Genomic DNA, 25,662 nt, shown 5'->3' on the forward strand with positions numbered 1-25,662 from the left:
TGCGGTATGTATCGGCTATTACCAGCTAATCGGCTAATTAATAATTCGCCCGTATTCTATTTTTATAACTTTATCAGCCGCAAAAAAATAACGATCATCATGACTTACGGCAATCACAGTCTTACCTTTAGATTTTAAATCTTTTAATAAAACCTCATAAAAATATTGACGAAATTCAGGATCCTGATCGGCTGCCCATTCGTCGAATATATAAATCTGTTTATCCTCAAGCACCGAGGCAATATAAGCCAAACGCTTCTTTTGCCCGGTCGATAAATCGATATTGGAAAATCCGTTATTTTTAAAGGTAGTTTTTTTCGATAAACCCATAGTTTTTAGCAACTCGTCTACACGGCGATAATCGACATCCTCAATACCGTATAAGCGCTCAAATAAATGAAAATCGGTAAATATAGTCGAATATAATTCACGGTAGTGAATATAATCATCCGATTCCAAAAGTTTATCGTTAATATAAATACTACCTGATAAAGGGTAATAAAGACCGACCAATAGTTTAAGTAACGTGGATTTACCGCTACCGTTACCGCCAACGATAAACAAGGTATCGCCTTTATTAATTTTAAAACTGAGCGGTCCTACACCGAATGCTGTACTTTCGCCTTGCTGCGGATAATGAAAACCGACTTGTTCGAACTCCAGGCTTTCAAAAACAGGCGCTTGTGGGCTTGTCGGCAATTGTATTTTGCTGGATGAATCAATTTCATGCTCCAATTGATAAATATTTTCTACTGCGACATTAGCGCGTACGAACATCGGAAATGCACTAACCACCATACTTAACGGGCCAAATAAAAATAAAATAGCAATAGTAATACCGACCACTTGATCAATCTGGGTCGCGCTTAAAATCGGCAAAACGAAAATAATTGCGGCACATAAAATATAAAAAGAGGTTTGCGCAAACATTAACTCAATAACAAAATGCAGGCCGGCGGCAACTTTAATCTCTTTAGCATCTTTGGCAATCGCTTCGGTATGTGCGAATAATGCATTATTCTTTTTTCGGTTAATCTTGATTTCTTTAAACCCGACCAAAATACTTTTAATACCGTTAAAAAACTCAGACTCTTTATTGGCTACTTCATGCAATTGCGCTCCAATATGTTTTGAATTATATAAATACATCAGCACTGATATACTTAATACTGAAATTGTAACGACAAATCCGGGTATCGATAACCAGGCAATATATAACAGGCAAATAACTACCACGATCATTTGCTGGCAAGCATTGATCAAAATAATCGCGGATTCTGAAATTAAACTGGTATCTTGGGTAATGCTTGTATATATTTTGGCATGGCCTGCCGTTTCAATATACGGTAATTCAGTACAGCGTAATTTATCCGTTATTCGAATTCTGACGCGATTAATCGCATCTTCCGCTGCAACTGTGGCTTGCTTTAGAGAATATTGTTTGGTGTAAATCAATAATATTAAATCGATTAAGAACAGGAAAAAATTACTCATTTGTAATGCTTCGCTTTTATTAACCGTTTCCGCTGCATTATTTATAATAGTCAGTAAATAACCATTCGCCAAACCTGAAATCAGGGCGGTAAAAACGATCTGTCTTTTCGGCGCCCGGCTTTCCTGATTGAAAAAATCCAATAATTTCATAATCTATTTAAAATACCTTGTATTACTTCGGCGTTATGCGCCAATTGCGGCTGTGTCAAAACCTGGAAATGATTGCCTTTGCCTTGATAATGAGTCACTGCACCGAGCGTTGAAGTCGACCAATCCCGGCTGAAACCGTCACGCGGTAAAGACAATCCGTCCTGGTTCTCAGCGCTTAGGCAAAATAGTTCTGCCGTTAACGCCGACTGATTCGGATGCTGCAAAATAAAATCCAGATAAGCACTCATGATCGAGCGGACACGTTCTTTATCAAGAGTGGTCAACAACTGCGATTCTTGTAAAGCCTGTTCAATAATTTCCTGTTTTTCCCGCTCGCTTAAAGCGGTCACTTCCGTCACCCTGATACTATCAATCAAGATCAATGCCCGAACTTGTTCGCCCTGGCTGTGCATCGCTGTGGCTACAGTATAAGCATAGTTGCCGCCTGCCGAATAACCTAACAATATATAGGGCCCTTGAGCTTGCACTTGTTTAATCGCTGCAATGCTGTAAGCAATCCAATCGATGTCCGGGACAATATCAAAGCTATAACAGGCGCATGACAACTGTTCCGCCAAACCTCTAAAAACGGCGCCAAAGCCTGCAATCGGAGGAAAGCAAAAAACCATAGGGGCGTTTGTCCGAGTATTCAGGGCAATCATCCCCGATTGCCGATCTCCGGATAAAGCCTCGGTTAATGCAAAAATGCTGGGATGTGACCAAAAATCACTGAGTAAAATATCCCTGCCGTACAATTTGTTCAGTTGCGACAGCAACTGAATCGCATTGATACTGTTGCCGCCCAGACTGAAAAAATCATCGTCGATACCGATGGACCGGTGCTGAAGCACCTGCTGCCAAAGCTCTACGGCCTGTTGCTCCAAATCATTCCGCGCCGCCCGGTACGGACGCTGGGGCTGGGTCATTTCACCCAGACTAAGAACCAGCGCTTTACGATCGACTTTACCGTTACTGTTTAACGGTAAGTCATCGGTTAGTACAAAGCGGCTGGGAATCATGAATTCAGGCAGCCATTGCGCTAAATGCCTACGCAGTTCAACGGCCAAGGTCTCGGCCGTATGTTCTGGAGAAACCGGAATGATAAATGCGCTCAAGATACTGTGTTCCGCACTGCCGCTATTAACGACGGCCGCCCGGGCAACTGCCGGATGTTTGAGCGCATGGCGCTCAATTTCTCCTAGTTCGATACGGTAACCGCGAATCTTAACTTGATCGTCGTTACGCCCCAAAAATTCGATTTCGCCGTTTTCCAGCCAGCGTCCTAAATCGCCGGTCGCGTACATCCTTTGGCCAGGCCTGAATGGATCGGCGGTAAATACTTTCTCAGTGCGTTCAGCATCCAGCCAATAACCGCGGCTAACACCGCCGCCGGTAATGACAACTTCCCCGGTAACGCCGATTGCCTGTAATTTGCGCTCGGGCGACAGGATATAAACGCCTTCGCCGGCCAGCGCAGTGCCGATAGTCAATGGACCGTCGGCTAAGTTCTTGCATGTCGACCAGATGGTTGCCTCGGTCGGGCCGTAGACATTAATGACTTGAGTCGCCGGCAGTTGTTTGAGCTGTGCGGCCAAACTTTCCGGCAAGGCTTCGCCACCTACCAAAATAACCCGCAATGTCGCGAGCGCCTCGACACCTCCGGCATTAATCAACCATTGCAACCGCGAAGGCGTAGCTTGCAATACTGTTATCGCATGATCCTCGATTAAATGAATGACTTTTTCAGGAGCTTGGCACTGTTGATCATCGGCAATCACAACCTGCATACCGACGGTCAAAGAGCAGAGCAATTCCAATACCGAAATATCGAAACTGACCGTGGTCAAGGCCAACAGTTTGTCGCTCTCGTTAAAGCCGAATCGTTGCCGCAAATTAATACAAAAAACAGCGAGATTGCCGTGCTCGACCATAACGCCTTTGGGCTGTCCGGTAGAGCCTGATGTATAAATTAAATACGCCAATTGCCGAGGCAATACGCTAATATCTGGATCCGAATCGATAGCGCATTGACTGACGGCTTGCTCAACCGTTACTGCGGGAACAGACCAACCGGCATCAGCATCGGCCGTGACTAATAACGCGGCTTGGCTATGCTCCAGAATGTAATCGATACGTGCTTTCGGATACGCATTATCCAAAGGCACATAAGCGGCTCCGGCTTTTAATATGCCCAACAAAGCAACAGTTAAATCGACATTTCGCGGCAATAATACAGCGACTTTATCTTCGGATTTGATCCCGTAATGGCTGGTCAAATAATTTGCAAAGTGGTTCGACCTGGCATTCAATTCACGATAATTCAGCTGCCGATTGCTGTCGCTGACGGCTAGCGCATCAGGAAAACAGGCCTGTTGCCGGGCGAATAAATCAAGCAGCAGCTTGCTGTCAGGTTCTTCAATTAATGTACTGAAGCGGTTTAAAATTTGCGCCCACTCTGTTTCCGGCAAGATCGAAAGTTCTGCAACACTGCCCTGCGCTTGATTAGCGATTTGTAACAGCAAATGTTCCAATTGCTTCGCGATGCGCTCGATTTTCGTATCGCTATAGACCGAGCGGTCATAGGTTAACGTCAATTCAATAGCCGCATCGGGATTGACCGACAGCATAAACGGATAATGCGGATGTTCGAACATATCGGTTTGCCTGATCACAAAACCGTTGGTTTGCATGGCGGAATCATCGGCATCGGCTTGCGGTATGTTCTCAAACACCAGCACATGGTTGAGCAAGTTTTGCTTGAGCTCGCTGAGGCTTTGAATATCCGCCAGCGAGTAGTAATGATAGGCTTCGGTCGATAACGCCTGTTGCTGCACATGCTGCAAAAATGCCGGCAGGCTGAGCTGATCGTCGATACGAACACGCAAAGGTACCGTATTGATAAACAAGCCGACCGTGTTTTCGACATTAACAACCGCTGCCGGGCGTCCGGAAACGGTAACGCCGAACACGATGTCATTACGGCTGTTATGCGCACTTAACAGCAAGGCCCAAGCCGCTTGAACCGCCGTATTTAAGGTAACCTGCGCCGCTCTGACAGCGGTTTTAAGCCTGTCGGAATCGGCTTTTGACAAGCTCAGCTTTTGCCTGGCGTAGCAATAATCGTTGCTCTGTTGCTGCTGTGCATATAAGCCCACTGCAACATTATAGCCTTGAAGGTAGTTTTGCCAGAAGTTGCGCGCGGCGTCTTTATCTTGAGCGCCCAGCCACTGGATATATCGGCTGTAAGGCGGCGCCGGCGGCAAGCGAAGCGGCTGATTGTATAAAAGGCTTTGATAACAGCGCATCAATTCCTGATAAATGATACCGAAGCACCAGGCATCCAGAATAATATGATGCACACTCCAAATCATCACATAGCGGTCGGCATGGGTTTTAAACAGTTGTATCCGCGACAATCGGTCTTTCGTTAAAACAAAACCCCTGGCTCTGTCCTGTTGCCGGTATTGCTCGATATGTTGCGCTTGTTGATCCGGCGCCAAGTCAGTTAAATCGATGCAGTTGAATTCCACATCCCGGTGCTTTAACACCATTTGCAACAGCTTGGCGGATTTTTTGTAGACAAAAACAGTACGCAGCGCATCGTGGCGATTGTGCAGCAGTTGCCAGCTTTGTTTGAATATCTCGACATCCAAGTCACCCTGAATGTCATAGCTCATTTGCTCGATATAGGCATGACTATCCGGCTGGTACAAGGCATGAAACAGCATGCCTTGCTGCATCGGCGATAACGGATAGAGGTCTTGTAAGTTTGCTTTATTCAGGTCCATTATTCAGTAAACAGTAAGTCCAGTTCGTCGATGCTGATATCTTGATAGGTTAAATCCGACGGCGTCACTTCGCTGCCGTCTTGCGCCATACAAAAGGCAATCAACGTTGACAGGTTTTGCAGATACATATCCGCTAATTGACGAATGCTTTCGTCAGCATAACGCAGCCGGTTGAAAGCAAAATGAAATTGAAGCACTTTTTTATCGACCAGACTTAATATGTCGAGCTCATGAGCCAGCGGCATTTGAGGGCTGACAGCTCGGCCTAAGCCTTGCCAATCGATACTAAACAACTCATTTTGATCACCGGCATCCATTTGACCCAGATAGTTAAAACCGATTTCCGGCGTCAACGCCAACTCGGACCGGTTCTGCAAATAACGCAGCACGCCGTAGCCCAAGCCTTTATTCGGTATTTTACGTAGCGATTCCTTAGTCTCTTTCAGCAAATCGGCCAAGTTTTGTTGCGGATCGTAATGCAGCGCTTTAGGGTAGGCGACAGTAAACCAACCGATGGTGCGTTGCGTATCCAAGCCGTCCAGCTCATCGCGGCCATGGCCTTCCATCTCGATTAGCGTTTGCTGACTGCCTTGCCATTGGTATAGCGTCATCGCCAAAGCCGCCAGTAACACGTCGTCGATGCGAGTATTAAAGACGCGGTGAATATCGGTCAGCAATAAATGCGTGTCGGCTTCATTTAAACTCAAGGTATATTCGCCGACATCGGCCATCGTCGCAGTACTCGGTTGCGGTTTCGAATCGGCTGTCGAAGCTAAAGTTTGCCAATAAACCAGCTGCTGACTCAATTCGGCACTTTGAGCATACAACTGCAAGCGTTCGGCATGAGCCTTAAAAGAATCGGTTTTCAGAGGCAAGGTAATGTCTTGTCCATCAAGCTTTTGCCGGTATGCTGTGCTGAAATCTTCCAACAAAATACGCCAGGAAACGCCGTCGATGACCAGATGATGGCAAAACAGCAATAAGCAGTCCTGATCCGGTAAACGATACAGCACGGCGTTGAACAACTGTCCTTCGCTTAAATCGATATTTGCCTGAACACTATCGGCATGTTGCTGCATTCCTTTAACTGGATCAACTTGCTGACCTAAATCGACATCCTGCAAATCGACATGTCCCTCTGTTGCGCAGATTTCCTGGACGATGTCAGCACCTAGCTTAAATTGAGTACGCAACGCATCGTGATGCCGGTGCAAATGCTCCAATACGGTTTGCAGATCGGCTTTTTGCGCCCGCTCATTAAGCTTTAACAAAACGGCTTGATTGAAATGTTGGGGTTCCGGCGTGTTTTGCGCAAAGAACCATTGTTGGATCGGCGTTAACCGAATCACACCAGTCACCGGGCTTTGGTCGACAGATTTAACCACTTCGCCGACCTGCATCGCCAATTCGTAAATGGTCGGATATTGAAAAATATCGCGCACATCCAGTTTCAAATTACGTTCGCGCAAACGAGCGACAATCTGTATTGCGCGAATCGAATCGCCGCCACGATGAAAATAATGGTCATGGATACCGATCGGTTTTTGATCCAGAACGGTTTGCCATATATCAACCAAATGTCGTTCGGTTTCGGTGGTCGGCGCGGCATAATGTTCGTCCTGTTCGCCGCTGTTTACGGTAAACGGAAGCGGTAGCGCTTTCAGGTCAATTTTTCCGGAGCTATTCAACGGCAGACTTTCCTGCTCGGTGAAATGCGCCGGAATCATATACGCCGGCAAGGATTCAGCCAAAAACGAACGCAACTTCGCCAGCGCAAGCGACTGCCTGACAGGAATTTCGCCTTTTCCTGCGAATAACCGGCGATAAAACTCGCCGGCTTGGAATTGCGGTTGATTGTGATAGACGGAGTAAGCAATCGCTATTTCCCGCCCGTCAGCCTTATGCAAGACACCTTCGATAAAATAATCCGGATTCAAGCCGTTCGCGCACAGTTTGCGCTGCAATGCGGCTTTAAACACATCGCCTTTTTCGACGTTAATGCCTTCTATCGAAACCGGTAAATACACCGGCAGCCAACTGCCCGGACTGCTCAGAATATCGATCACTTCGTCGGCATCTGGATACAACGTAAGCCAGACCAGGAAACCGGTAAACAGGCTGTCCTTTTCAAAATGCAGGACTATGTCATGCTCGGTTTCCAACAGAATGTCCCGGGTGTAATCCAAATCTTCAAACACATCGGCGTTGGATATGATTGCACTGTCAGGCAGCCCTTTCAGGCAGAGCCGCAGGTCGAACGGGTAGCCGGTCTGGCTGAAAATGCGTTCGACATAATGAGCGGCAATGGCCGAAAAATGGAAATCGAAGTCGCTTTCAGGCAAGTGAATCGCGGCAATTTTGGTCAAGCTGCGTACCGGCAGCATATTCTGCGGATTGCGTAAAAAACGCCGCGCCGAATTGATGATTTTTGCCGCGCCTTCGGAACCGCCGATACCGCCGACGATCTCGGAAATGCAATAATCTACTTGTTCCGGCAGTTCCGTTGTCATCGCATTGCCGTGCAACAGCTGGATTTTATCTTCCAGGCCCAAGCGTTTCAGGGTTTGCTGCGCTTTGCGATAAGTTTCCTCGAGCAATTCGATCGCGTAAATCTTCTCGGCTCCGGCTTCAAGACACAAGCGGCTCAAAATCACTTCGGGGCCGGGACCGATTTCGACGACGGTCTTGCCTTTCAACACTTTGGCAAACGCAGCGCGATAGCGGTCGTTGCGGGCATGATCGGTCGCCATGCTCCGGTAAACGATGTCGTCATACACATAAAATTCGGCAATCGACGGCCATAGTTCAACTTTTTCGGCGCGGGTGTAGTAAGCGCATAACGCATTTTGTTCCCGACTGTCTTTTTGTACGGTAACGACGGCTTGCTCGATCTCCGGAAATTGCCGTAACGCGTAAGCCACTTCAGCTGTTTCAATGCGATACCCGGACACTTTGACTTGCTGATCTTTACGGCCTAAGTATTCCAGCTGGCCCGCTTCGTTCCAGCAACCTAGATCGCCGGTTTTATAAAGCGTCATCGGGCAAAGCTGTGGCAGCGAGACAAAACTTGCCGCGGTTAATTCAGGCGAATTGACATAGTCTTTCGCTACGCCGATACCGCTGATATAAATTTCACCCGCTACACCGACAGGCTGCTGATTAAGCGCTTCATCGAGCACATAAATCGCCAGATTCGGAAGCGCTGAGCCGACAGGGATGCGTTGACGATAGTCAGATTGCGGATCGACACGATAAAAGGAAGCGCATACCGAGGCTTCTGTCGGCCCGTATGCATTGAAATAAGCGCAGTCGCGGGCATAATGCAGTGCATCGTCGATATGCGGGGCTTCGCCGGCGGTAATCAAGGTTTTTAAGGCCGGCATCGCTTGCCGTTGCAAGGCTTGCAAATAAACCGGCGGCAAGGTCAGGTGGGTGATTTTGTAACGCACCAGATAATCGATAAATGCGGCGGTATCGTTTATCGTCTCTTGGTCGATAGTCACCAAGCCGGCACCGCTGAATAAAGCCATAAAAACTTCGGATAACGACGCATCGAAAGCCACCGATGCAAATTGCAATACCCGGTCACCGGCCGATACAAAAAAACCTTCAACTTGGGCTAACGCCATATTCACAAAACCGTCGTGCTTGACTCTAACGCCTTTTGGCTGCCCTGTTGACCCGGATGTGTACAGAATGTAAGCAACATCGTCGGCCCGGATTTCACGCTTTGGATTAATTACATCCAGTTCGGAATCAACCTCCCCTTCCCATACCAAACAAGGATAAGCGGACGACAATGCCGCAGGCACGCGTGTTTGAGGCCTATGCAGCAGGATGTGGCAGCCGCTTTGCGCCAACATAAACTGAATGCGTTGCACCGGCAAACCGGCATCGATCGGCAAATACACCACGCCCGCTTTTGCACAAGCCAGTAACAACACAGTATCGACGCGCTCGCTGTAAACAGCAATGACGGCACGCTCGGGGACTAAAGTTTGCAAACGCTTGGCGCATTGATTGGCTTGGCCATTTAACTGCTGATAACTTAGCGTGTATTCCGGCGTAACCAGCGCGTCGTTATCCGGCGTTAATGTCGCTTGCCGCTCGAACACATCGGCAATGGTCATGCTATCGGCACTCTCGGCGCAAGCAGGATTAAAGCTTGCCAGCCGTTGCTGCTCGACGGCGGTCAGTATCGGCAGCTTGGCCACGGCACAGTCCGGCTGCTGTAAGATACTGTCAAACAATTGCAGGATATGACTGCCTAAGCGCTGCATCCGTGTTTCGGCAAACAAATCGGGATTGAAATTAAGATCCAACTCCAAGCCGTCTGCCGCTTCGCTAAAATGAAACAGCAGGTCGTAACGGCTAATATCCCAGTGATTTTCCCGGGTGAACGGTTCAATGCTTAAACCGTCGACAGTCGTTATGCCGGTTTCGTTATTTTGCAAAGCCAGCATCGCGTCGAAAACCGGTGAACGGCTCATATCGCGCTGAATCGTCAAGTCGTTAACCAACATGTCGAACGGATATAGCTGATGATCGAACGCAGCAATCGCGGTCGCATTGACTTGGTCGACCAATGCGGCAAACGATTGTTCCGGATCGATAGTGTCGCGCAACGCCAGCGTATTGACATAAAAGCCCAACTGGTCGTCCAGGTCGTTATGCCCGCGTCCCGCGACCGGCGTACCCAGAATCAAATCCTGCTGGCCGGTGTAACGGTACAATAAAATCTTCACGACCGCGCACAGGCCCATGAACAGGCTGGCCTGACGCGCATTCAACAGCGTTTTGAATTGTTGCAGCGCAAAATCCGGCAGCTTGAAATGCAATGTCGCGCCGTTGAAGGTTTGCACCGCCGGTCTCGGATAATCGGTCGGCATGTTCAGTACCGGCAACTCGCCGGATAATTGCGTGAGCCAATAGTGCCGATGTTTTAACGCGTCGGGAGACTCAAGGTAGTGATTTTGCCAAGCGGCATAATCCTTATATTGGATATTCAACGGCGCCGGCGACAGCGTTTGTCCGTTGCGCAAAGCTTGGTAAATGGACATCCATTCCCGTGTCAGAACGCCTAATGACCAGCCGTCGCTGATAATATGATGAATATTGAACAGCAATACATGGCGTTGCGGCGCCAGTTTCAGCAGGCTGGTCCGGAACAGCGGCGCGCGCTGCAAATTAAATGTGTGCCGTAGATCCTCATCAGCATGGATTAGGGCTTGCGCTTCGGGATCGGGGAATGCGCTCAAATCGAAGACTGCCAATTCGACCCGGATGTCTTCTATTATTTGTCGGGGTTCGCCGTTTCGCTCGATAAAACAGGTACGCAAGGATTCATGCCGCTGCACCAGCGTCTGCAATGCTTTTTGTAAAGCCGGGATATTCAGCTCGCCTGTAATCAGCAAGGCTTCCGGGAGATTGTAAGCGACCGAATCGATATGCATTTGATCCATCAGCCACAAGCGTTTTTGCGAATGCGATACCGCATAGTCCGGCGCTTCCGGCACAGGCAGGATCGCATATTTTTCAGCTGTTTTAGCCGCTGCAATCAAGCGCGCTAATTGACGTACAGTCGGCTCGGCGAAAAAATCCTTTAAACTGATGTCGACATTGAAGGCTTTATAAATGCCGGAAACCATGCGCATGGCTTTTAATGAATCGCCGCCCATATCGATAAACGCATGCGTTACACCGATTTTATTCAGTCCCAACAACTGCTGCCATTGCCTGACCAATTCAATTTCTATCTCGTTTTCGGGCGCTTGATAATGCTCGGCGTAAAGCAATTCATCCGGTTTTGGCAGCGCTTTTCTGTCGACCTTGCCGTGTAAGTTCAACGGCATTTCCGCCAATGCCACAAAAAAAGTCGGCAGCATGGCAGACGGCAACCATTGGCGTAAATGCTCGCGTAAGGCGTCATTGCTCAGTGGAGTACGCGCAACAAAATAGCAGACCAGCACCTTGTCTTGCTTATCGACTGCGTGAGCAATGACGACGGCTTGTCGAATCGCATCATGCATCAAAACCGCTTGTTCGATTTCGGCCAGCTCGATACGAACGCCGTTTATTTTGACTTGATTGTCCTGACGGCCTAAAAATTCGACACTGTGATCGGGCAAATAACGTCCCGAGTCGCCGGTTTTGTAGACAATATCTTCACTGTCTTGATGCAGCGGGTTTTGTACGAAAACCGCCGCTGTTAATTCAGGATCGCCGTAATAGCCTTTACTCCGGAACGGCGTTTTAATATAAATTTCGCCGATCTCGCCAATAGCGCACAAGCGGCCGTTTTTTATGATCAACAACGCACTGTTGGCGATGGCTTGACCGATTGGAATCATGGCCTGCGGCTGGGCAGGTAAGGTTTTGATCGGATAATACGCTTTTGCCAACGTAGTTTCGGAAGGGCCATAGATATTCACCAACTCAATCCGCTCGCCGAACAGCTCGCGCCAAGCCGTTACATCTTTAGCGTAAAGCGGCTCGCCGGCGAGCAGTATTCTTTGTAAATCAGGCAAAGCGTTAAGATTGGCGGTATCTTGAAATTCTTTGGTCAGCATCCGGAAAAGCGACGGTACGCAATGCAGTAAAGTCACTTTATTGTCAGCCAACCAAGTCGGCAAGTATGAGGTTTTTTTGCGCAACTCTGCATCGGGAATAACTAAAGTACCGCCCGACAGCAACGGTACGAAAATATCGCGTAAACTTACGTCGAAGGTAGGCGGCGCTAACCAGCCCACGCGTGTGGCTTCGGTCAACTCAAACGTTTTCATTTCCCAATGAATAAAGTGACTTAAGCCTTTGTGCTGACCTTCAATGGCTTTGGGAAAGCCGGTCGATCCTGATGTAAATACAATATAGGCGCTGTCATTGCCGTCGACGACCACCTCGGGCTCTAAAGCGGTTTTCTGCTGTGGTGCCGCCAACATTGTGACCGCTACGGAATAATCGGATACTATCTCAGCAAACTCGGGTTTATTAGTGATAATCAGCTTGGGCGCCGTTTTATCAATAATAAACTCCAGCCTTTTCTTCGGTGTCTCCGGATCCAGTGGCATGAAAATCCCACCGACTTTCAATACCGCCAACATCGCAATGACGTAATCGATGCTTGCTCCAATTAGCAAACCTACAACATCGCCATTTTTTATATCATGCTCAGCTATTTGCAATGCAGCTTGATCAGCACACTGGTTTAATTGTTCAAAGGAGATATTTCGATTCGGCTCACTAATGGCCGTATTCTGCGGAAAAGCTCGACTTACACTCAAAAAAACGCTTTGAACCAATTTTTTATCCATTGCTACACTCCAATGTATTTAATTACACATATTTCTTACGTACTATTACGTAGTAATTGTGATTAAAATAACATGGTTTGTCACAGTTAATTATTAAAAATTTCTTAAAGCCGCATTGAAAATGTGTTAGCGTTCCACTCACACTCTGTCTAAAGTTTTGAATCTTTGGCAAAGTGTAGTAGTATCATTTTTAGTGAGAACAACGCTGAACTTAAATCATTTTGGAGGTAATAATGTCTGAAAATACGCTCGTAGTAAACGATAAAACTGAAGATGCACAGGGCATAGTGCAAACAAGTATGTATTGCGCCATGGCCGCAGGAATTGTCCCCATTCCGATGTTCGACTTTATAGCCGTTACCGGAATCCAGCTCGACATGCTAAGACGCTTGAGCAACCTTTACGACATTGAATTCATGCAAAATAAAGGTAAAAATATTCTAGGCGCCTTAACCGGCGGCGGATTTTCCTCCTCATTATCCCCAATACTCGCAAGCTCAATTAAAATCATTCCATTTGTCGGCACTACATTGGGCGCAGTCAGTATGCCGATTATTGCAGGAGCATCAACTTATGCGGTAGGCAAAGTTTTTATTCAGCATTTTGAATCAGGCGGTACTTTTTTAACGTTTGACCCGAAAGCGGTTAAAGAGTTTTATGCTGAGCAGTTAAAAGAAGGTAATTCTGTTGCAGCACGAACCAAACCAACAGCATAGCTATACGGCTTTCTTCCCTCCTCTTTATAACCAAGAAGAGCGAGGGAATGAAGGTTTTTTAAAACAGGACACTTTCTTAAACACATCCTTATAGAATCCAAGCTCGAATTCCAGCGAAAATTGATGGGCTTAGCTTAAAACGTGGCCATTTATCATTATAAAATGTTAAGCAATTAATAATTGAATTCACGAAATCGATTTTTGCTGAAAAACTGAAATAACAGAAAACGCCCACTCCTTATCCGGATAAGCTTACGCCTGCGTGTCGTGAAGTCAGCGATCTATATCAAGTGAGCCCGGCTTTTGTGTCAAAAACTCATCAAATATGGCAAAAGACTGGCGGAGTTAAGTATTTAATCAAAAAATATCAAGGAACAGTGGCGGAACCGCAGCGAGCATACCACTGTGAGACAGTTAAAACGTCAAGATTTCCAGCCAGTCGTTGCGAATGAACGTAGTTAGTATAAAAATCAGAAAAAACCGACGCTTGCCAACCCATGCCGCTTGGGGATGTTTTAACATCGTGGTGCAAGAAAAACTGAGTCGATCCCCGTAACAGAATCTCTGTCAGCCGTGCGGTGGCTTTTGTTATTGGAGTGGTATTTGTAAATCCCATTCCAGGGACAGTAATGCCCGTATTACCCAAGCCAAACCTATCATAAACGCTCTGCCCTTCAGTAGTCCGCCCTGTCAAATATCCTGCCTTGGTAAAAGCATCGGCCGTAACCTCATTCCAAAGCCCGTGAGTCCAGCATAGATGATCTTTAGCGCGAGTCCACCCATGACTAACAGCAAAATCCCTATTTGCATTAATAGATGCAAGCGCTGTGGTTGTGTTGTCCAGCACTGTTTTTGAGTCATCACGCGTGCTATCGCAAGCTAAATCCCATCCGGCATCATAGAGCTCTTGCAATTGCGCAAGCGTCATTCTGTTCGGTTTGCCAATAAAATCAATTGGCACGTAACAGGTTCCTACTATGCCCAGCGATTGAAATATAGGGAAAACCGTTGTATAGGTTGTATCGTAAATATCGTCAAAGGTTGGGACTATTGTAGGTCGGCCGTTTGCATTGTAATACAGACAGTCATAAAGAACTTGTGCGTTATAGGGAGAGGATTGATTGGCTGAAACTTTAGCTTGTAATGAACCGACGCCAGCGGCCTTAGTGACAGGAAACTCATTTATATTTGCTGCTATCCAGCGCCAACCCGAATGAAATCTAGTGGGTCCGTCAGTCCACAAGCTCAAACTTTCTTGTGCGGTACGGGTTAATGCAAGGCTATAACTCTTAACCTGCGTTATTGAATCAGCATCAGGATTTTTATAGACTGCAAAACATAGTGTGCCCAGCGTAGTCGGATCTACTGATGCCAACACCGTTTTATTTGCGCTCAAACTTGCGCTTACACCGTTGCCGTTCATTTGAATGGTGCCTGAACCTTGTAACTGTCCTGTATTTACAAGTGCATGCGTGCTGTTTGTTGCGAATGTGAAGCCTGAAAGAGAGTCATAAGATTCAAGCAATACGGGTGTTGGTAGTGCAGATGCTGGAATATGAGTGCCACTCTTATCTCTTTTTCCCTTAACGTTTTTGTCACTCTTCGCAAAAGCCAATTCAACCAGGCTGACAGGCAAGGTACTTCCAATAACTAAAGCCCCTGCATTTTTGATAAAACTCCGGCGACGGCTTTTGAATGTATTCATAGTGAATTTCTCTTCCAATTTGACGCTTGGGGTAGGTGTCGGGGTGGCTATGGTGGAGCCAATACTGAACTATTATCAGGGCGGCTTAATTGCCACAACCGCTAACCAGGGTTGCTCATGACTGGGTTTGCCTAAAGGCCGGTAATAATAGTCGATCACTTTAAATCCTGCTGCCTCGATAAACTTCTTGCTGGAATCCACTTGCATATAATGACCATATCGTTGTCCTGACCAGCCCTCACCATTGCCACGAGGGTTAGATAAAAATAAAACACCGCCCGGCCTTAATGCAGCATTTAAGTGATTAAGCACTCGTGGCAGTTCCTGACTGGGAACATGAAACAGGGACGCATTGGCGAAAATACCGTCGAAAGCGTGCGCGGGCAATTTCAGGCTAAGAAACTTCTGGTGAAGAATTTGACACCCCGTATAACTGCGAGCCATCTCGCAAAAGACTTCACTGCCATCCAGACCTACCGGCCTATGGCCTAATGACTGGAAATATTTAACATCTCTTCCCGGCCCGCATCCAAGGTCTAAAATATCCAGCTTTTTATCTTTTGGAAACGGTGCTAAAAAGGCTTCATAATTTTGAATTACATCGTGGTCTTTTGTTCCATTCCAAAACGCTTCGGCATTCTGGTTATAATGGTTCAGAGTCACCGTTTCGATTTGATCTAATTCTTCAGCTTCTTGTCCCATAATCTACCTAGTTGTCACTGTAATTTAAGGCGCTTCCAAGCTTAAATATCTGGTTAAATCTGAACTCATTACAAATGAACCATCTTAATCGGCTCAGTCTGCTTGTTACAGTGGTTAAATACTCAATCAGTTTAGGGATGGAAAAGATAATTCAGTTTTTGATTTGGACAATAACTCCGTATTCATCTAATAGGCGGATTAGACTTTGCCTCCCAATTTGTCGTAGACCAGCATTAATGTGGATTTCCTCGAACTTCCGGACGTGAGATAAGGCTTCAATATGTCTTCTGTCCTGTGTACCAGCACCCAAGATCGCGAGGGTCTTCACATTGTGCAGCAATGGCGTCGATATAGGTCGCAGTGACGGCTGAGGTTCGCATCTCGGTAATTAAGTGGCCATCCAGAACCACCAACGGTTCGCCGGGTCAGGCCTGAACAGCACAATCACCGCTATAACCGCTGGTAGATTCTTCTCGGCATTTTGCCTGGGTAGAATGTAACAAGCTTGGCTCCCAAAGCCTGCGCGCTTGCTGCCGGCATACTCCCGAAACAGCCATCGAGTGTTTGAACTTCAAACATTCGGCGGGGCGGTTGAGCGATTCGACCCAGCGAGAAATCAATCACATTCTGTCGCATCACTGGAATCAGGTCCTGCATACGTAGAACGCTCGACACCGTTGCTTCTTCTACAAATCGCATCTCGGTACCTCGTTTACTATTTTGGTTTAGGAAGCATACTCTATTTTCAACTTTAGTTGATAAGAATACCTTTTACGATAATTTACTAGGCTGGATAACATGGCAACGCGCGTAAAAAACAGTTTCCAGATAACAACAGATCATGGTTAATCATCAATTTTCATTTTTTCATTCATGAAAAGTCCTGAGCAAATTTGCTAAATAACTGCCACAACCCAAACAAACTCACGGTTACCAGGCCGCCGCCAATCCAGCGTTTAAATAGCAAGTCATTGCGTATAATAGCGTTATGAGCTTTCAATCCCAGTATATGCCCTACCGCGGCAATGGGTAAAAGCGTCAGTGCAGTTAGAAAATGCAAATCAACGGATAGGACAATGAACGTCGTCATTTTGATACTGACCAAGATGAACCATAATACAAACAAGGTGTCTCGCAACTTGTATTGGCTGACATTACGCATATAGACAGCGACCATCAGTGGTGCTCCGGTCAAGGAAATCCCGGCAATATATCCTCCTAAAATTAACAGCGCCCTATCCGCCCAAACGTGTTGACTGTTAATGCCTCTGTTCAGTAACCAGGTAAAACCATAAAACAAAGTAATCGAATAAATAAAGCTATTCAGCCATAAAACCGGTAGATTCAATAGTCCAAAGACGCCTATGAGGGCGGCAGGAATAATGTAAATCGAGGAATAGCGCAAATACGGCCAGTCGACATTATGCAAGCGGTTAAGCAGCGTTAAGCCGGAAAAAAACAGTAAATGCACGCTGATGATCGGCAACCATAACAGTGGATTATTATGTATAAATAACATGAGTGGTAATCCTAATGCGGCACCACCGAAACCAAGTCCTGTCCGAACAAAGCCGGTCCAGACGAACACTAGAGCAATAGACACCATTTGGTACAGAGAAAAATCGAGTAACATCATTGAACAATAGCCTGCCTTATTTTGAGTCGTTTTGCCTGCCTATCAGGCTCAATAATTGCCTTTGGTTATATAAACCTCTTACTTGAGGTCTCTTAACGCTATAAGATAAAATCAAATCAAGAGCTTTACTTAATAGCGGGAAAAGATGCCATGAAAGCAAGTATATTCTTTTTAATGATTGTCGCCGTGTTCCCAATAAGCAGTCATGCTGAGGAAAGTAATGCGCAATACAGTAAACCATCTGATGAAACTTTACAGAAAACGCTAACGCCTTTGCAATATCAGGTGACGCAAGAAGAAGCCACGGAACCGGCCTTTAAAAATGCCTACTGGGATGAAAAACGGGAAGGTATTTATGTCGATGTGGTCAGCGGCGAACCCCTCTTTTCATCTAAGGATAAATATGATTCAGGAACAGGCTGGCCCAGCTTTGTTCGTCCGCTAGTGCCTGAGAATATCGTTAAAAAAAAGGATTTTCTGCTGCTGTTTCCACGCACGGAAGTTCGCAGCCGTTATGGTAACTCACATCTGGGTCATGTATTCAATGATGGCCCGAAACCAACGGGGCTCAGATATTGCCTTAACTCAGCTGCATTACGGTTTATTCCTGTAGAAGACATGGAAGCCGCCGGCTATGGGAAGTTTTTGACCGAGTTTCAAACGAATAAGTGACCTGCACTCATCGACTTTAACCCTTGAATCGCCGACTCGACTCTGTGCCTGCGTTCTGGACCCACCTTGTCAAAGGCGTAAGAAATTTGCAGGTTTTGTCAGTAAAGAGCCTCGAAATTTATCAACAATTATTGCTTATCATTGTCTTAGTAGCATCTGCTCCATCCAATCGGCATCCAGTTTTTCCGGATTTTTATCGTTACCTGATAAGTTTTGCTTAGTCATTAACTAACACACGCTCGGCCCAATCAAACAATATCCGGTAGTTCTTGAGGATATCTCATGGATTCCAGCTGCGAAGAAGTCAGAAGTTTATGGATGTTTCGCAATCCCGGTTGCCAGTAACCCGAAAAATTATGCACAGGTATGCCCATGAGCTTACCTAATAATGTATAGGCGGTGTTACTGTTGATAGGAGCTAATCCAAGAATTGCAAAAGGCGTATAAGGCACTTCAAGATCATTCAGATAAGGGAGGGCTTTAACGGCATTGTCCCATCGGTCTAATACATCAGCTGAGCTACCGGAAAAAATCGGCTTTGATTTTTGACCTGCCTTTATATAATTCAAATCACAATTCGGGTTTAAACCCAATAAGATAGCGCGAGAACCAAAGTGATAAAATTTCAGCTTATCGCCCATAATACCTATCGGCTTTATCTTGTTTTCAATATTCGTTGCCAGTCCATGCAATTGACCTAAAACCTTGCCTTTTTCATCTCTTAAGACCCAAAAATCATGGGCGGCCACGCCAACAATATCGTAAGCGTGGGCTTCAATCGAATACTTAATTTCAGACATTGGGCGTTGCTTTTATTTCATTACTGTCTGTAAATAATTAAGCCGATTTACCAAAGATATGCACTCGCCATTTTTCCCATGATTTCAAATTGAAATACTTTTTTTGCCGCTGAACCGGCGACACCATAACAAACGTGTAACGGTAATAAGTGCTCTGCTCTTGGATGGCAGTAGCTTGCAGCAGGCGCCGCATGCCAATTTCTCAACCGTTGCTCCCGTTCCTGTTCAGTAAAATGACTGCTTGAGCAGGTTTCAATCAGCCACTGCTCGAAGGACTCATTCATAGCTTTGGCTTCTTTTGTCGATGGCATAAAAAATTCTTTGAGATTATGGAATGAAAATCCAGAACCTATAACAAGAACGTTATCTTTTCTCAAATCAGCTAAGGCTTTACCCATCTGAATATGCTCTTCCGGCTGCAAGCTGTTTACCAGTGACAATTGAACACAAGGAATGTTTGCCTCCGGATACAGCATCTTTAAAGGCACAAATAAACCGTGATCAAATCCACGCTGGTCGTCTAGTTTTGCTTCAATCCCCGCTTTTCCTAAGAGATTAAAAATCTTATTCGCTAGCTCAGGAGCACCTGGTGCGGGATATTCAATTTCATAGGACGCTTTAGGAAACCCATAATAATCATAAATCAATGAAGGAGACTTCCCGCTGGTAATGGTTGGCTTACTCTCTTCCCAATGCGCGCTAATGACTAAAATAGCTGAAGGCTTTACAAGCTGTGGAGCAACCTCTCTAATAAAATTCACCATGTTCTGGTGGCCTTTATCCCCCAGCAGGGGCAAAGGGCCGCCTCCATGAGAAAGATACAATACAGAACTTTGTATAATAGCTGATTCGCTGTTCATATGTGCTTGGCCGATAATTGCATATTCCAGTAATTAACTTTCTCGAATCCACGCTCAGGGAGTCTGGAAAGTTCGCGATAGATCTGATCATTTATTATTAAAGTGTGTCTCCCTGTTACAGTTGCTAAATTCTGAATCCGTTTGAGGGCAAGGACGGATGATCCGACTTCTAACTTGGGTAACGCCGCCGTATTCATTCTTGTGTCAGCCCCTTATAAAACCGCATCACCTGATCGGCAATGGATTGATCGGCGCAGTACAAAACGCCGCAATGATTCATAAACGTTGATCCAGTAGGATTTAACGCCAACGGATTGCCATGAATATCGCTAACAGGTGCGCCGGCTTCGTGAAACAGGCAGGCGGTCGCCGCATAATCCCAGATGCTGCCTCCCCCTAATTGCGGTTTGGGAAATTTGAAATAGCATGCTGCCGGGGTATTCAGAACTTGGCAGGCATTCATCGCCGCGCCGCCTTGGAGCCACATGGTCGCACTGACATGACCCAAATCTGAGGCTATGCGCTCCAGCTCGACCAGAGTAGTTTGATAAAGCGGATCTTGGGCGAAGCTTTTATCGGTGATGAAGGTCAATGTTTGCTCCATCGATGATAGTGTTGCCGCCAACTTTAACGCTTGATTGTTATACCAAGCGCCTTGGTCTTTAATGGCGTGATAAAGTGTTTGTGCCAGAGGATCATAAACCACGCCTATCATTGGAATGCCATCGCGGGAGACTAATGCGATGGACACCGAATAGCCCGGCACCGATTCAATGAACGGCAAGGTACCATCCAATGGATCGATGCACCAGAAAAAATCTTTGCGCAGGCGCTCACAGTCGTCCGGGCTTTCTTCCGTTAGCAAGGCCAAATCGAACATCGCGCAGGTCGGCTGTAAAATTTGTAGGATGATGTCCTGACTCAAGTGATCGACTTCCGTCACCACCTGAGCAGCCAGGCTGGCGCCGCCGTCTTTGATGTTTACGGCGACGGAACGTTGTGAATATGTGGCAATCACATGCCCTGCCTGATAAGCGGCCGAGATAGCGCATTGGCTGAGCAAAAACAGATCCTCTGTGGACAAACGCATCTTATTTCCTTCGATTATTCTGTAACTGCGCGATGACTTCGCGTGCCAGACGTTCGCTGTAGCTATTGGCGTCCCAATGGCCTGGACTCCAGCCCTTCAGAAAACGGTGCAAATCGGTCCAGGCCACTGGGTAGAGCGCTCGCCAATCTTGCTCGACAGCTTCGGCATCGACGGCTTTTTGTTTGGTCTTAATGGCTTGTTTCAGCGCCTGAAAATAAACGTCCAGCAACTGGCTCTCCTGACGTTGGCATTCGTCTTCATTTAGGCAACTGTCGATAAAGTAAGCCACGTCCTTGATCCCGCATCCACCGCCGACATATTGAAAATCCACGGCCGCGACGCGGCTGCCATCAACGGAAAAACAAAAATTGGCCAATTTGGCATCTCCGTGGACAAAGGTTTGATAAGGGCTATCGCGCAATTTTTGGTCTATTGCCGATGCGGCATTTTTCAAGGCGATGTCGTTCAATGCTTGCAGTTCGTCAGGCCGAATTTCCAAGTGCCAATAAGTCCCCATGGGCCATAAGCCTTCAGGTTGCTCGTCAATAAAGGTCGCATGAAAATTCGCCAACCAGTTCAAACAGGTGCGCATCTCGTCATCCCGGACGACCGAACGGCGATACGGAAACCCGGCGACGTCAAGGTCTTCCAACACAATCAGTACCTCGTCACCGAACGATTCGAACACCAAACAGGTCGGTACACGACATGCCGTGTCACAACGCTGGCTCCAATTCCCGTACCAGGCTGTTTCGATCTGGTAGGAACGCATTTTGCGCCGATGCGATACATCGGTATTCCACCCGCACGGATGGCGGCTCTGAACCGACAGCTTCACATGCTTAACGATCACACTGCGTCTGTCACCGCCCGTTAAACCATAGCGCACGATTTCGCCATAACCGCTCCACAGGCGCTGAATGACCTCGATTTCAAAGGCAGCATCGGCTCCGGTGGCCTTGAGAATGAGGTCGCGAATGTGACTTTTCATAAAGTTGTAATTCTTTAAAGCAGGCTATTTTTTCAAATTTGCCCCGCCTTTTTCCTCGGGAAATGGTGACTGTCGGATTTTAACGATGACATTCAATAGAAAACCGTCTCGAATAAACAACGGGGCCGCTGAATTTAACCTGATCGATGTTTCTAATAAATCACTATCAGGTTAAGTCTAAATAATTGAAATTACGTTGTAATTCCCTGATTCAGCTCTGCTTCGAGCGCTAAGAATTTATCCTTCCAGTAGTTAGCCGTCTTAATCGCTTCTTCTTTCTCAGCGACCAATTCATTGATGCGCACGTTTAAAATCTTATTCAGTTCAGTTAATTTATTAACTTCGTCAATCGACTCTGAAACGCTATCGTCAGATTCAAACACTTTCAGCATGACATGATTGTCAGCGTCCGCACCTTGCTGTTCGTCAACTATGCTGTTCAACCCGACAGTCTCGCTCGACTGAGTTTCTTGGCTTTCCTCAGCAACCGGAACGGGCTTTGGTGCTACAATCTTTGGCGGCGAGATCTCTTTAATGGCTTTATTCAAACTTTTTTTGCCATCGATAACTTCCTTTACCAACTCTGCCGGAGCTTCCTTAATCAATTTGTCTGCTAGCTGTTGCGTGCGGTGCCCTACCCCAGACTGTTTAGCCCTGGCTGTTGCAGTGTCTAATTGCGCAGTATTTCCTGAATGGGAGGCCGCCTGAGCATTGACCCAGCTTTGAGAAGCCGACACGATGGCCGCAGACTGGCCTTGCGTTAAGTGCCGACGAAGTAAATTTGACGATAAGATGAATTGTGTCGGGTTAGAGCCGGTGTATTCGATCATTACGGGATCAATGCCCAGTTCAGATAGCGCACGATAGCGGTTGCCGCCATCAAGGATCATGCCGTCCAGTGTGTAAATAGGGTGTGTTTGTCCGTTATGCTGAAGATTATCTTTAAGCGCATTAAATTCATCCTCAGACATCCGTGGAAAATAAGTGCAAAGTGGGTGTAATTCCATGGGTTGATTGTTGTTCTCAGTCATTTGTTAGCCTTAATTTAGATCAGGCATTATACCATCGCACCCTGGCGCGGGATTCATCAAAAACGCCCTTCTAATTCCAGTGCACTGAATAAAGCGGAAAACACCGACTCTGTTATCCTAAATAATACCGCTTGGCGTCACACGCTAAACCGAACCCAACGCTTGATAAACGATTGCTATCAGCTATTTCGGCATATGGAAATATGCGACGAGTGATTTTTTGAATCAACGGAATAGCGGTACCGCCGCCGGTCAGGATGACGAGAGCAACATCGTCCGCGTTTACCCCCGCCATGACAATGCAGTCATTAACGGTTTTTTGGATGCTCTCAAGATTACCATACAGACTATCCTCGAATTGTGTCCGATCGATATGCGCTTGCAAATCGGCTTCAATGAACGAAAGATCAGCCGTTGTTTGCTCAGATGAGCTAAGGTGAATTTTGGTTTCCTCCACGACAGACATCAAGGTGTGCCCCTGCTCTTCCTCTACAATTGACAGCAGCCTACGGGTAAGGATCTTGTCATTCGATTGACTGATTAACTCCTTTAAATCCCTTTTATATTTTTGCGTATACATGTACTGAATTTTGCTCAATTCTGAAAGATCGAAAAAAGGCGTTATTGGGAAACCCAGCCCTTTCGAGCCCCAAAGGGAGCCCAGCCCTAATAGCGGCATAAAGCATTTCATGCTCAATGCTCGATCAAAATCATTACCGCCGACCCGAACCCCTGCATTAGCCAGAATATCCTCTTGGCGATCCTGTTTGGTAATATAGCGCTCCGATAACTTCATAATCGTAAAGTCGGATGTACCGCCGCCAATGTCCATAACGACCGCCAAGCGTTCTGTATCGCCCATCGTTAATTCATGCGCAAACGCTGCGGCAATGGGTTCATATTGAAAGCGAATATTTTTAAAACCGGCTGATGCGAATATGGCTTCGAGTTGGCCTTCTGCCTCCTTGTCTGCTTTGTCATTGCCGTCGACAAAATGCACCGGCCTACCGGCAACTACATGTTGAATTTCTCTGTCAGCCAATAACTCTGCTTTATTTTTTATATCTTCAATAAAATGGCCGATAATATTTTCAAATTTTGTTTTTCTTCCGCTGATATGGGTTCCTTCTTTCATGAGGGACGTACCAAGCACCCGCTTAAAACTTCTCATAAACCGGCCGTCTTCTTGAGCGATATGAGCCTTAATGGCTTTACGGCCAAAGACAACGGTTGGCGTTTCTGTCGGAAAAAAAATGGTCGAAGGTATGGTTAAATGCTCGTCTTCTACTGGAACCAATGTTATTTGCTCATCATTGCCTTGGGCAATGGCTATCGTTGTGTTCGATGTTCCAAAATCAATTCCGCACGCAATCGATCCGTGCCTTTTGAGGGTTTTCATACTGAATTATCGTGAACAGACCAGCTGCTTTTCATGGACAGCAGCTGGGATTGAATGGAGGAAGTTCGATATAGCAAATGCTTGATCGTCAGTTTATGACTACTATATAAGATTTAATTACTGATCTACAGGGGAAAATACGCGAGTATCTTTTTCTCTCAGTTTATTGATCAACACTATCAACGGCACAATCCGGAGTTTTACCAGCACCAACACACTCATAATGTTTAATCGACTGGTTATAACTTTCTTTGATACAGCCAACATCCGTTCCACATGCATATTTTGATTTAATGGATTCTTTCCAGATTTCTTTTGTAGCGGTAGCGTTTATGGATTTTGCTTTATCATAGAGATCCCTGTTTTTTACATCTAAAGCAGCCAAGTCTGAATGAGCACAAATTGTAACTTCCGTTGGTTTGCTGGCTTTACTGCAATTAAAACTTGGAGAAATTTGTTTTGTAGTGGGAGCAGATGATTGCGTAGCCGCTTGTTGAGAAGCTTGTTCTTGAAGCATCTCTTTTTTAACCTGTTCCGCTTCCAACAATTCTTTGTTTAATTTTTCTAACCCCTGCTTTTGTAGCGTAGCTCTAAGCTTATCATCTTCTAATTTTGCTTGCTCCGCCTCTGGTTTTTCTTGTTCTAGCTGTGATTTTACACGCGCAACATTTTGCTTGGGCTGCTCATCAAGCTGAACATTATCCTTTACTTCTAATGTGGGCTTTAATAATGCAAAAGTTATAATCTGATCAAGCACATTCGCCCATCCGGCATCTTCAATCTCAACCTGCTGCGCTTTACTTTTACCAATGAGTTGTACTCTATATTCGATATCTTGAGTGAAAACATTGCCGCTGTTTTCAATGTTAAACTGCTCGGCATAAAGAGCGATTTCTGGTTCATGTTGAATTTTTCTAGCTTGATTAGCATCAGCAAGTATATTGGCCGGAATCGCAACTTTTAAGACTCCACTGCAAAGCTTTTTGTTGTTTGAATCCTCTTTAACGGTATTAATATTTTCAACTGCTATTTGAAGCTGAGCTAACAAAGCTTTAACTTTAACCCCTCCGAATACAAACGAACCATCATAATAGTCATACTTTTTATCAGCAGTTAATTTTGCTGCCCGCTCAGTAATAAGCTGACCAATTATCTTTTGTGCATCAGCAGAAGAACAACTTGAGACAGGTGTTAGATTATTACAGCCTGCTAACATTAGACCGGTAAAAAGTAACAGTGCAACGATTTTAATATTCATAATTTTTATGGCCATGCAAATTGTAATGTCGAAAGTTTAATTCAGTCATCCGTATTATCT

The 25,662-nt window shown here is 46.0% G+C and carries 16 protein-coding genes; 2 read left to right on the forward strand and 14 right to left on the reverse strand.

Going from position 1 to position 25,662, the window contains the following annotated elements; translation table 11 throughout:
- Positions 1–33: 33 nt before the first annotated feature.
- Genes V7051_RS08840 through V7051_RS08850 form a run of 3 tightly spaced genes read right to left on the reverse strand, consistent with a single transcriptional unit; the run spans position 34 to position 12,742 of the window.
- Positions 34–1,644: a cyclic peptide export ABC transporter gene (locus V7051_RS08840; RefSeq protein WP_333874629.1), complete on the reverse strand. Its 1,611-nt coding sequence runs from the start codon at positions 1,642–1,644 to the stop codon at positions 34–36.
- Positions 1,641–5,432 carry a non-ribosomal peptide synthetase gene (locus V7051_RS08845; RefSeq protein WP_333874628.1) on the reverse strand — a complete coding sequence of 1,264 codons (3,792 nt, stop codon included), beginning with the start codon at positions 5,430–5,432 and terminating at the stop codon, positions 1,641–1,643. The genes V7051_RS08840 and V7051_RS08845 overlap by 4 nt, the downstream gene beginning before the upstream one ends.
- Positions 5,432–12,742, reverse strand: coding sequence for an amino acid adenylation domain-containing protein (locus V7051_RS08850; RefSeq protein WP_333874627.1), 7,311 nt, complete (start codon positions 12,740–12,742; stop codon positions 5,432–5,434). Before V7051_RS08850 ends, V7051_RS08845 begins: the two co-directional genes overlap by 1 nt.
- A gap of 233 nt (positions 12,743–12,975) precedes the next feature.
- On the opposite strand from V7051_RS08850, the gene V7051_RS08855 reads away from it, so the two are divergent.
- Positions 12,976–13,458, forward strand: coding sequence for a YcjF family protein (locus V7051_RS08855; protein ID WP_333874626.1), 483 nt, complete (start codon positions 12,976–12,978; stop codon positions 13,456–13,458).
- A 367-nt stretch (positions 13,459–13,825) separates the two neighbouring features.
- Here V7051_RS08855 and V7051_RS08860 read toward each other — a convergent pair whose 3' ends face one another.
- The 4 genes from V7051_RS08860 to V7051_RS08870 all read right to left on the reverse strand — a co-directional run bounded on the left by V7051_RS08860 (position 13,826) and on the right by V7051_RS08870 (position 17,501).
- Entirely contained in the window at positions 13,826–15,163 is a 1,338-nt protein-coding gene (locus V7051_RS08860; RefSeq protein ID WP_333874625.1) for a polysaccharide deacetylase family protein, read from the reverse strand.
- 75 nt (positions 15,164–15,238) lie between these two features.
- Entirely contained in the window at positions 15,239–15,865 is a 627-nt protein-coding gene (locus V7051_RS08865) for a class I SAM-dependent methyltransferase (protein WP_333874624.1), read from the reverse strand.
- Between the two features lie 450 nt (positions 15,866–16,315).
- Positions 16,316–16,564 carry a hypothetical protein gene (locus V7051_RS24640; RefSeq protein ID WP_442919641.1) on the reverse strand — a complete coding sequence of 83 codons (249 nt, stop codon included), beginning with the start codon at positions 16,562–16,564 and terminating at the stop codon, positions 16,316–16,318.
- A gap of 172 nt (positions 16,565–16,736) precedes the next feature.
- Positions 16,737–17,501 (reverse strand): TSUP family transporter, encoded by a 765-nt coding sequence (locus V7051_RS08870; RefSeq protein ID WP_334181134.1) that lies wholly within the window; start codon positions 17,499–17,501, stop codon positions 16,737–16,739.
- A 150-nt stretch (positions 17,502–17,651) separates the two neighbouring features.
- Between V7051_RS08870 and msrB the strand changes: the two genes are divergently transcribed.
- Positions 17,652–18,173 (forward strand): peptide-methionine (R)-S-oxide reductase MsrB, encoded by a 522-nt coding sequence (msrB, locus tag V7051_RS08875; RefSeq protein WP_333874623.1) that lies wholly within the window; start codon positions 17,652–17,654, stop codon positions 18,171–18,173.
- 248 nt (positions 18,174–18,421) lie between these two features.
- Here the strand turns inward: msrB and V7051_RS08880 are convergent, their stop codons facing one another.
- The 7 genes from V7051_RS08880 to V7051_RS08910 all read right to left on the reverse strand — a co-directional run bounded on the left by V7051_RS08880 (position 18,422) and on the right by V7051_RS08910 (position 25,602).
- Complete coding sequence (locus V7051_RS08880) at positions 18,422–18,973, reverse strand: hypothetical protein (RefSeq protein WP_333874622.1); 552 nt, start codon at positions 18,971–18,973, stop codon at positions 18,422–18,424.
- 47 nt (positions 18,974–19,020) lie between these two features.
- On the reverse strand, positions 19,021–19,833 hold the full coding sequence (locus V7051_RS08885) for a DODA-type extradiol aromatic ring-opening family dioxygenase (RefSeq protein WP_333874621.1): 813 nt from the start codon (positions 19,831–19,833) through the stop codon (positions 19,021–19,023).
- Positions 19,834–20,026: 193 nt separating this feature from the next.
- On the reverse strand, positions 20,027–20,923 hold the full coding sequence (locus V7051_RS08890) for a 3'(2'),5'-bisphosphate nucleotidase CysQ family protein (RefSeq protein WP_333874620.1): 897 nt from the start codon (positions 20,921–20,923) through the stop codon (positions 20,027–20,029).
- A 1-nt stretch (position 20,924) separates the two neighbouring features.
- Positions 20,925–21,914 carry an oxidoreductase family protein gene (locus tag V7051_RS08895; RefSeq protein ID WP_333874619.1) on the reverse strand — a complete coding sequence of 330 codons (990 nt, stop codon included), beginning with the start codon at positions 21,912–21,914 and terminating at the stop codon, positions 20,925–20,927.
- 191 nt (positions 21,915–22,105) lie between these two features.
- Positions 22,106–22,945, reverse strand: coding sequence for a hypothetical protein (locus tag V7051_RS08900; RefSeq protein ID WP_333874618.1), 840 nt, complete (start codon positions 22,943–22,945; stop codon positions 22,106–22,108).
- Positions 22,946–23,057: 112 nt separating this feature from the next.
- Complete coding sequence (locus V7051_RS08905) at positions 23,058–24,344, reverse strand: Hsp70 family protein (protein ID WP_333874617.1); 1,287 nt, start codon at positions 24,342–24,344, stop codon at positions 23,058–23,060.
- Positions 24,345–24,507: 163 nt separating this feature from the next.
- Complete coding sequence (locus tag V7051_RS08910) at positions 24,508–25,602, reverse strand: lysozyme inhibitor LprI family protein (protein WP_333874616.1); 1,095 nt, start codon at positions 25,600–25,602, stop codon at positions 24,508–24,510.
- Positions 25,603–25,662 lie beyond the last annotated feature (60 nt).

The sequence above is a fragment of the Methylobacter sp. genome (genome assembly GCF_036845245.1).
In the GTDB taxonomy this organism is placed as follows: domain Bacteria; phylum Pseudomonadota; class Gammaproteobacteria; order Methylococcales; family Methylomonadaceae; genus Methylobacter_A.

Coding starts and splice junctions, on each gene's coding strand:
- V7051_RS08840 (WP_333874629.1), bottom strand. CDS start 1,644: ATGAAATTATTGGATTTTTTCAATCAGGAAAGCCGGGCGCCGAAAAGA.
- V7051_RS08845 (WP_333874628.1), bottom strand. CDS start 5,432: ATGGACCTGAATAAAGCAAACTTACAAGACCTCTATCCGTTATCGCCG.
- V7051_RS08850 (WP_333874627.1), bottom strand. CDS start 12,742: ATGGATAAAAAATTGGTTCAAAGCGTTTTTTTGAGTGTAAGTCGAGCT.
- V7051_RS08855 (WP_333874626.1), top strand. CDS start 12,976: ATGTCTGAAAATACGCTCGTAGTAAACGATAAAACTGAAGATGCACAG.
- V7051_RS08860 (WP_333874625.1), bottom strand. CDS start 15,163: ATGAATACATTCAAAAGCCGTCGCCGGAGTTTTATCAAAAATGCAGGG.
- V7051_RS08865 (WP_333874624.1), bottom strand. CDS start 15,865: ATGGGACAAGAAGCTGAAGAATTAGATCAAATCGAAACGGTGACTCTG.
- V7051_RS24640 (WP_442919641.1), bottom strand. CDS start 16,564: ATGCGATTTGTAGAAGAAGCAACGGTGTCGAGCGTTCTACGTATGCAG.
- V7051_RS08870 (WP_334181134.1), bottom strand. CDS start 17,501: ATGATGTTACTCGATTTTTCTCTGTACCAAATGGTGTCTATTGCTCTA.
- msrB (WP_333874623.1), top strand. CDS start 17,652: ATGAAAGCAAGTATATTCTTTTTAATGATTGTCGCCGTGTTCCCAATA.
- V7051_RS08880 (WP_333874622.1), bottom strand. CDS start 18,973: ATGTCTGAAATTAAGTATTCGATTGAAGCCCACGCTTACGATATTGTT.
- V7051_RS08885 (WP_333874621.1), bottom strand. CDS start 19,833: ATGAACAGCGAATCAGCTATTATACAAAGTTCTGTATTGTATCTTTCT.
- V7051_RS08890 (WP_333874620.1), bottom strand. CDS start 20,923: ATGCGTTTGTCCACAGAGGATCTGTTTTTGCTCAGCCAATGCGCTATC.
- V7051_RS08895 (WP_333874619.1), bottom strand. CDS start 21,914: ATGAAAAGTCACATTCGCGACCTCATTCTCAAGGCCACCGGAGCCGAT.
- V7051_RS08900 (WP_333874618.1), bottom strand. CDS start 22,945: ATGACTGAGAACAACAATCAACCCATGGAATTACACCCACTTTGCACT.
- V7051_RS08905 (WP_333874617.1), bottom strand. CDS start 24,344: ATGAAAACCCTCAAAAGGCACGGATCGATTGCGTGCGGAATTGATTTT.
- V7051_RS08910 (WP_333874616.1), bottom strand. CDS start 25,602: ATGAATATTAAAATCGTTGCACTGTTACTTTTTACCGGTCTAATGTTA.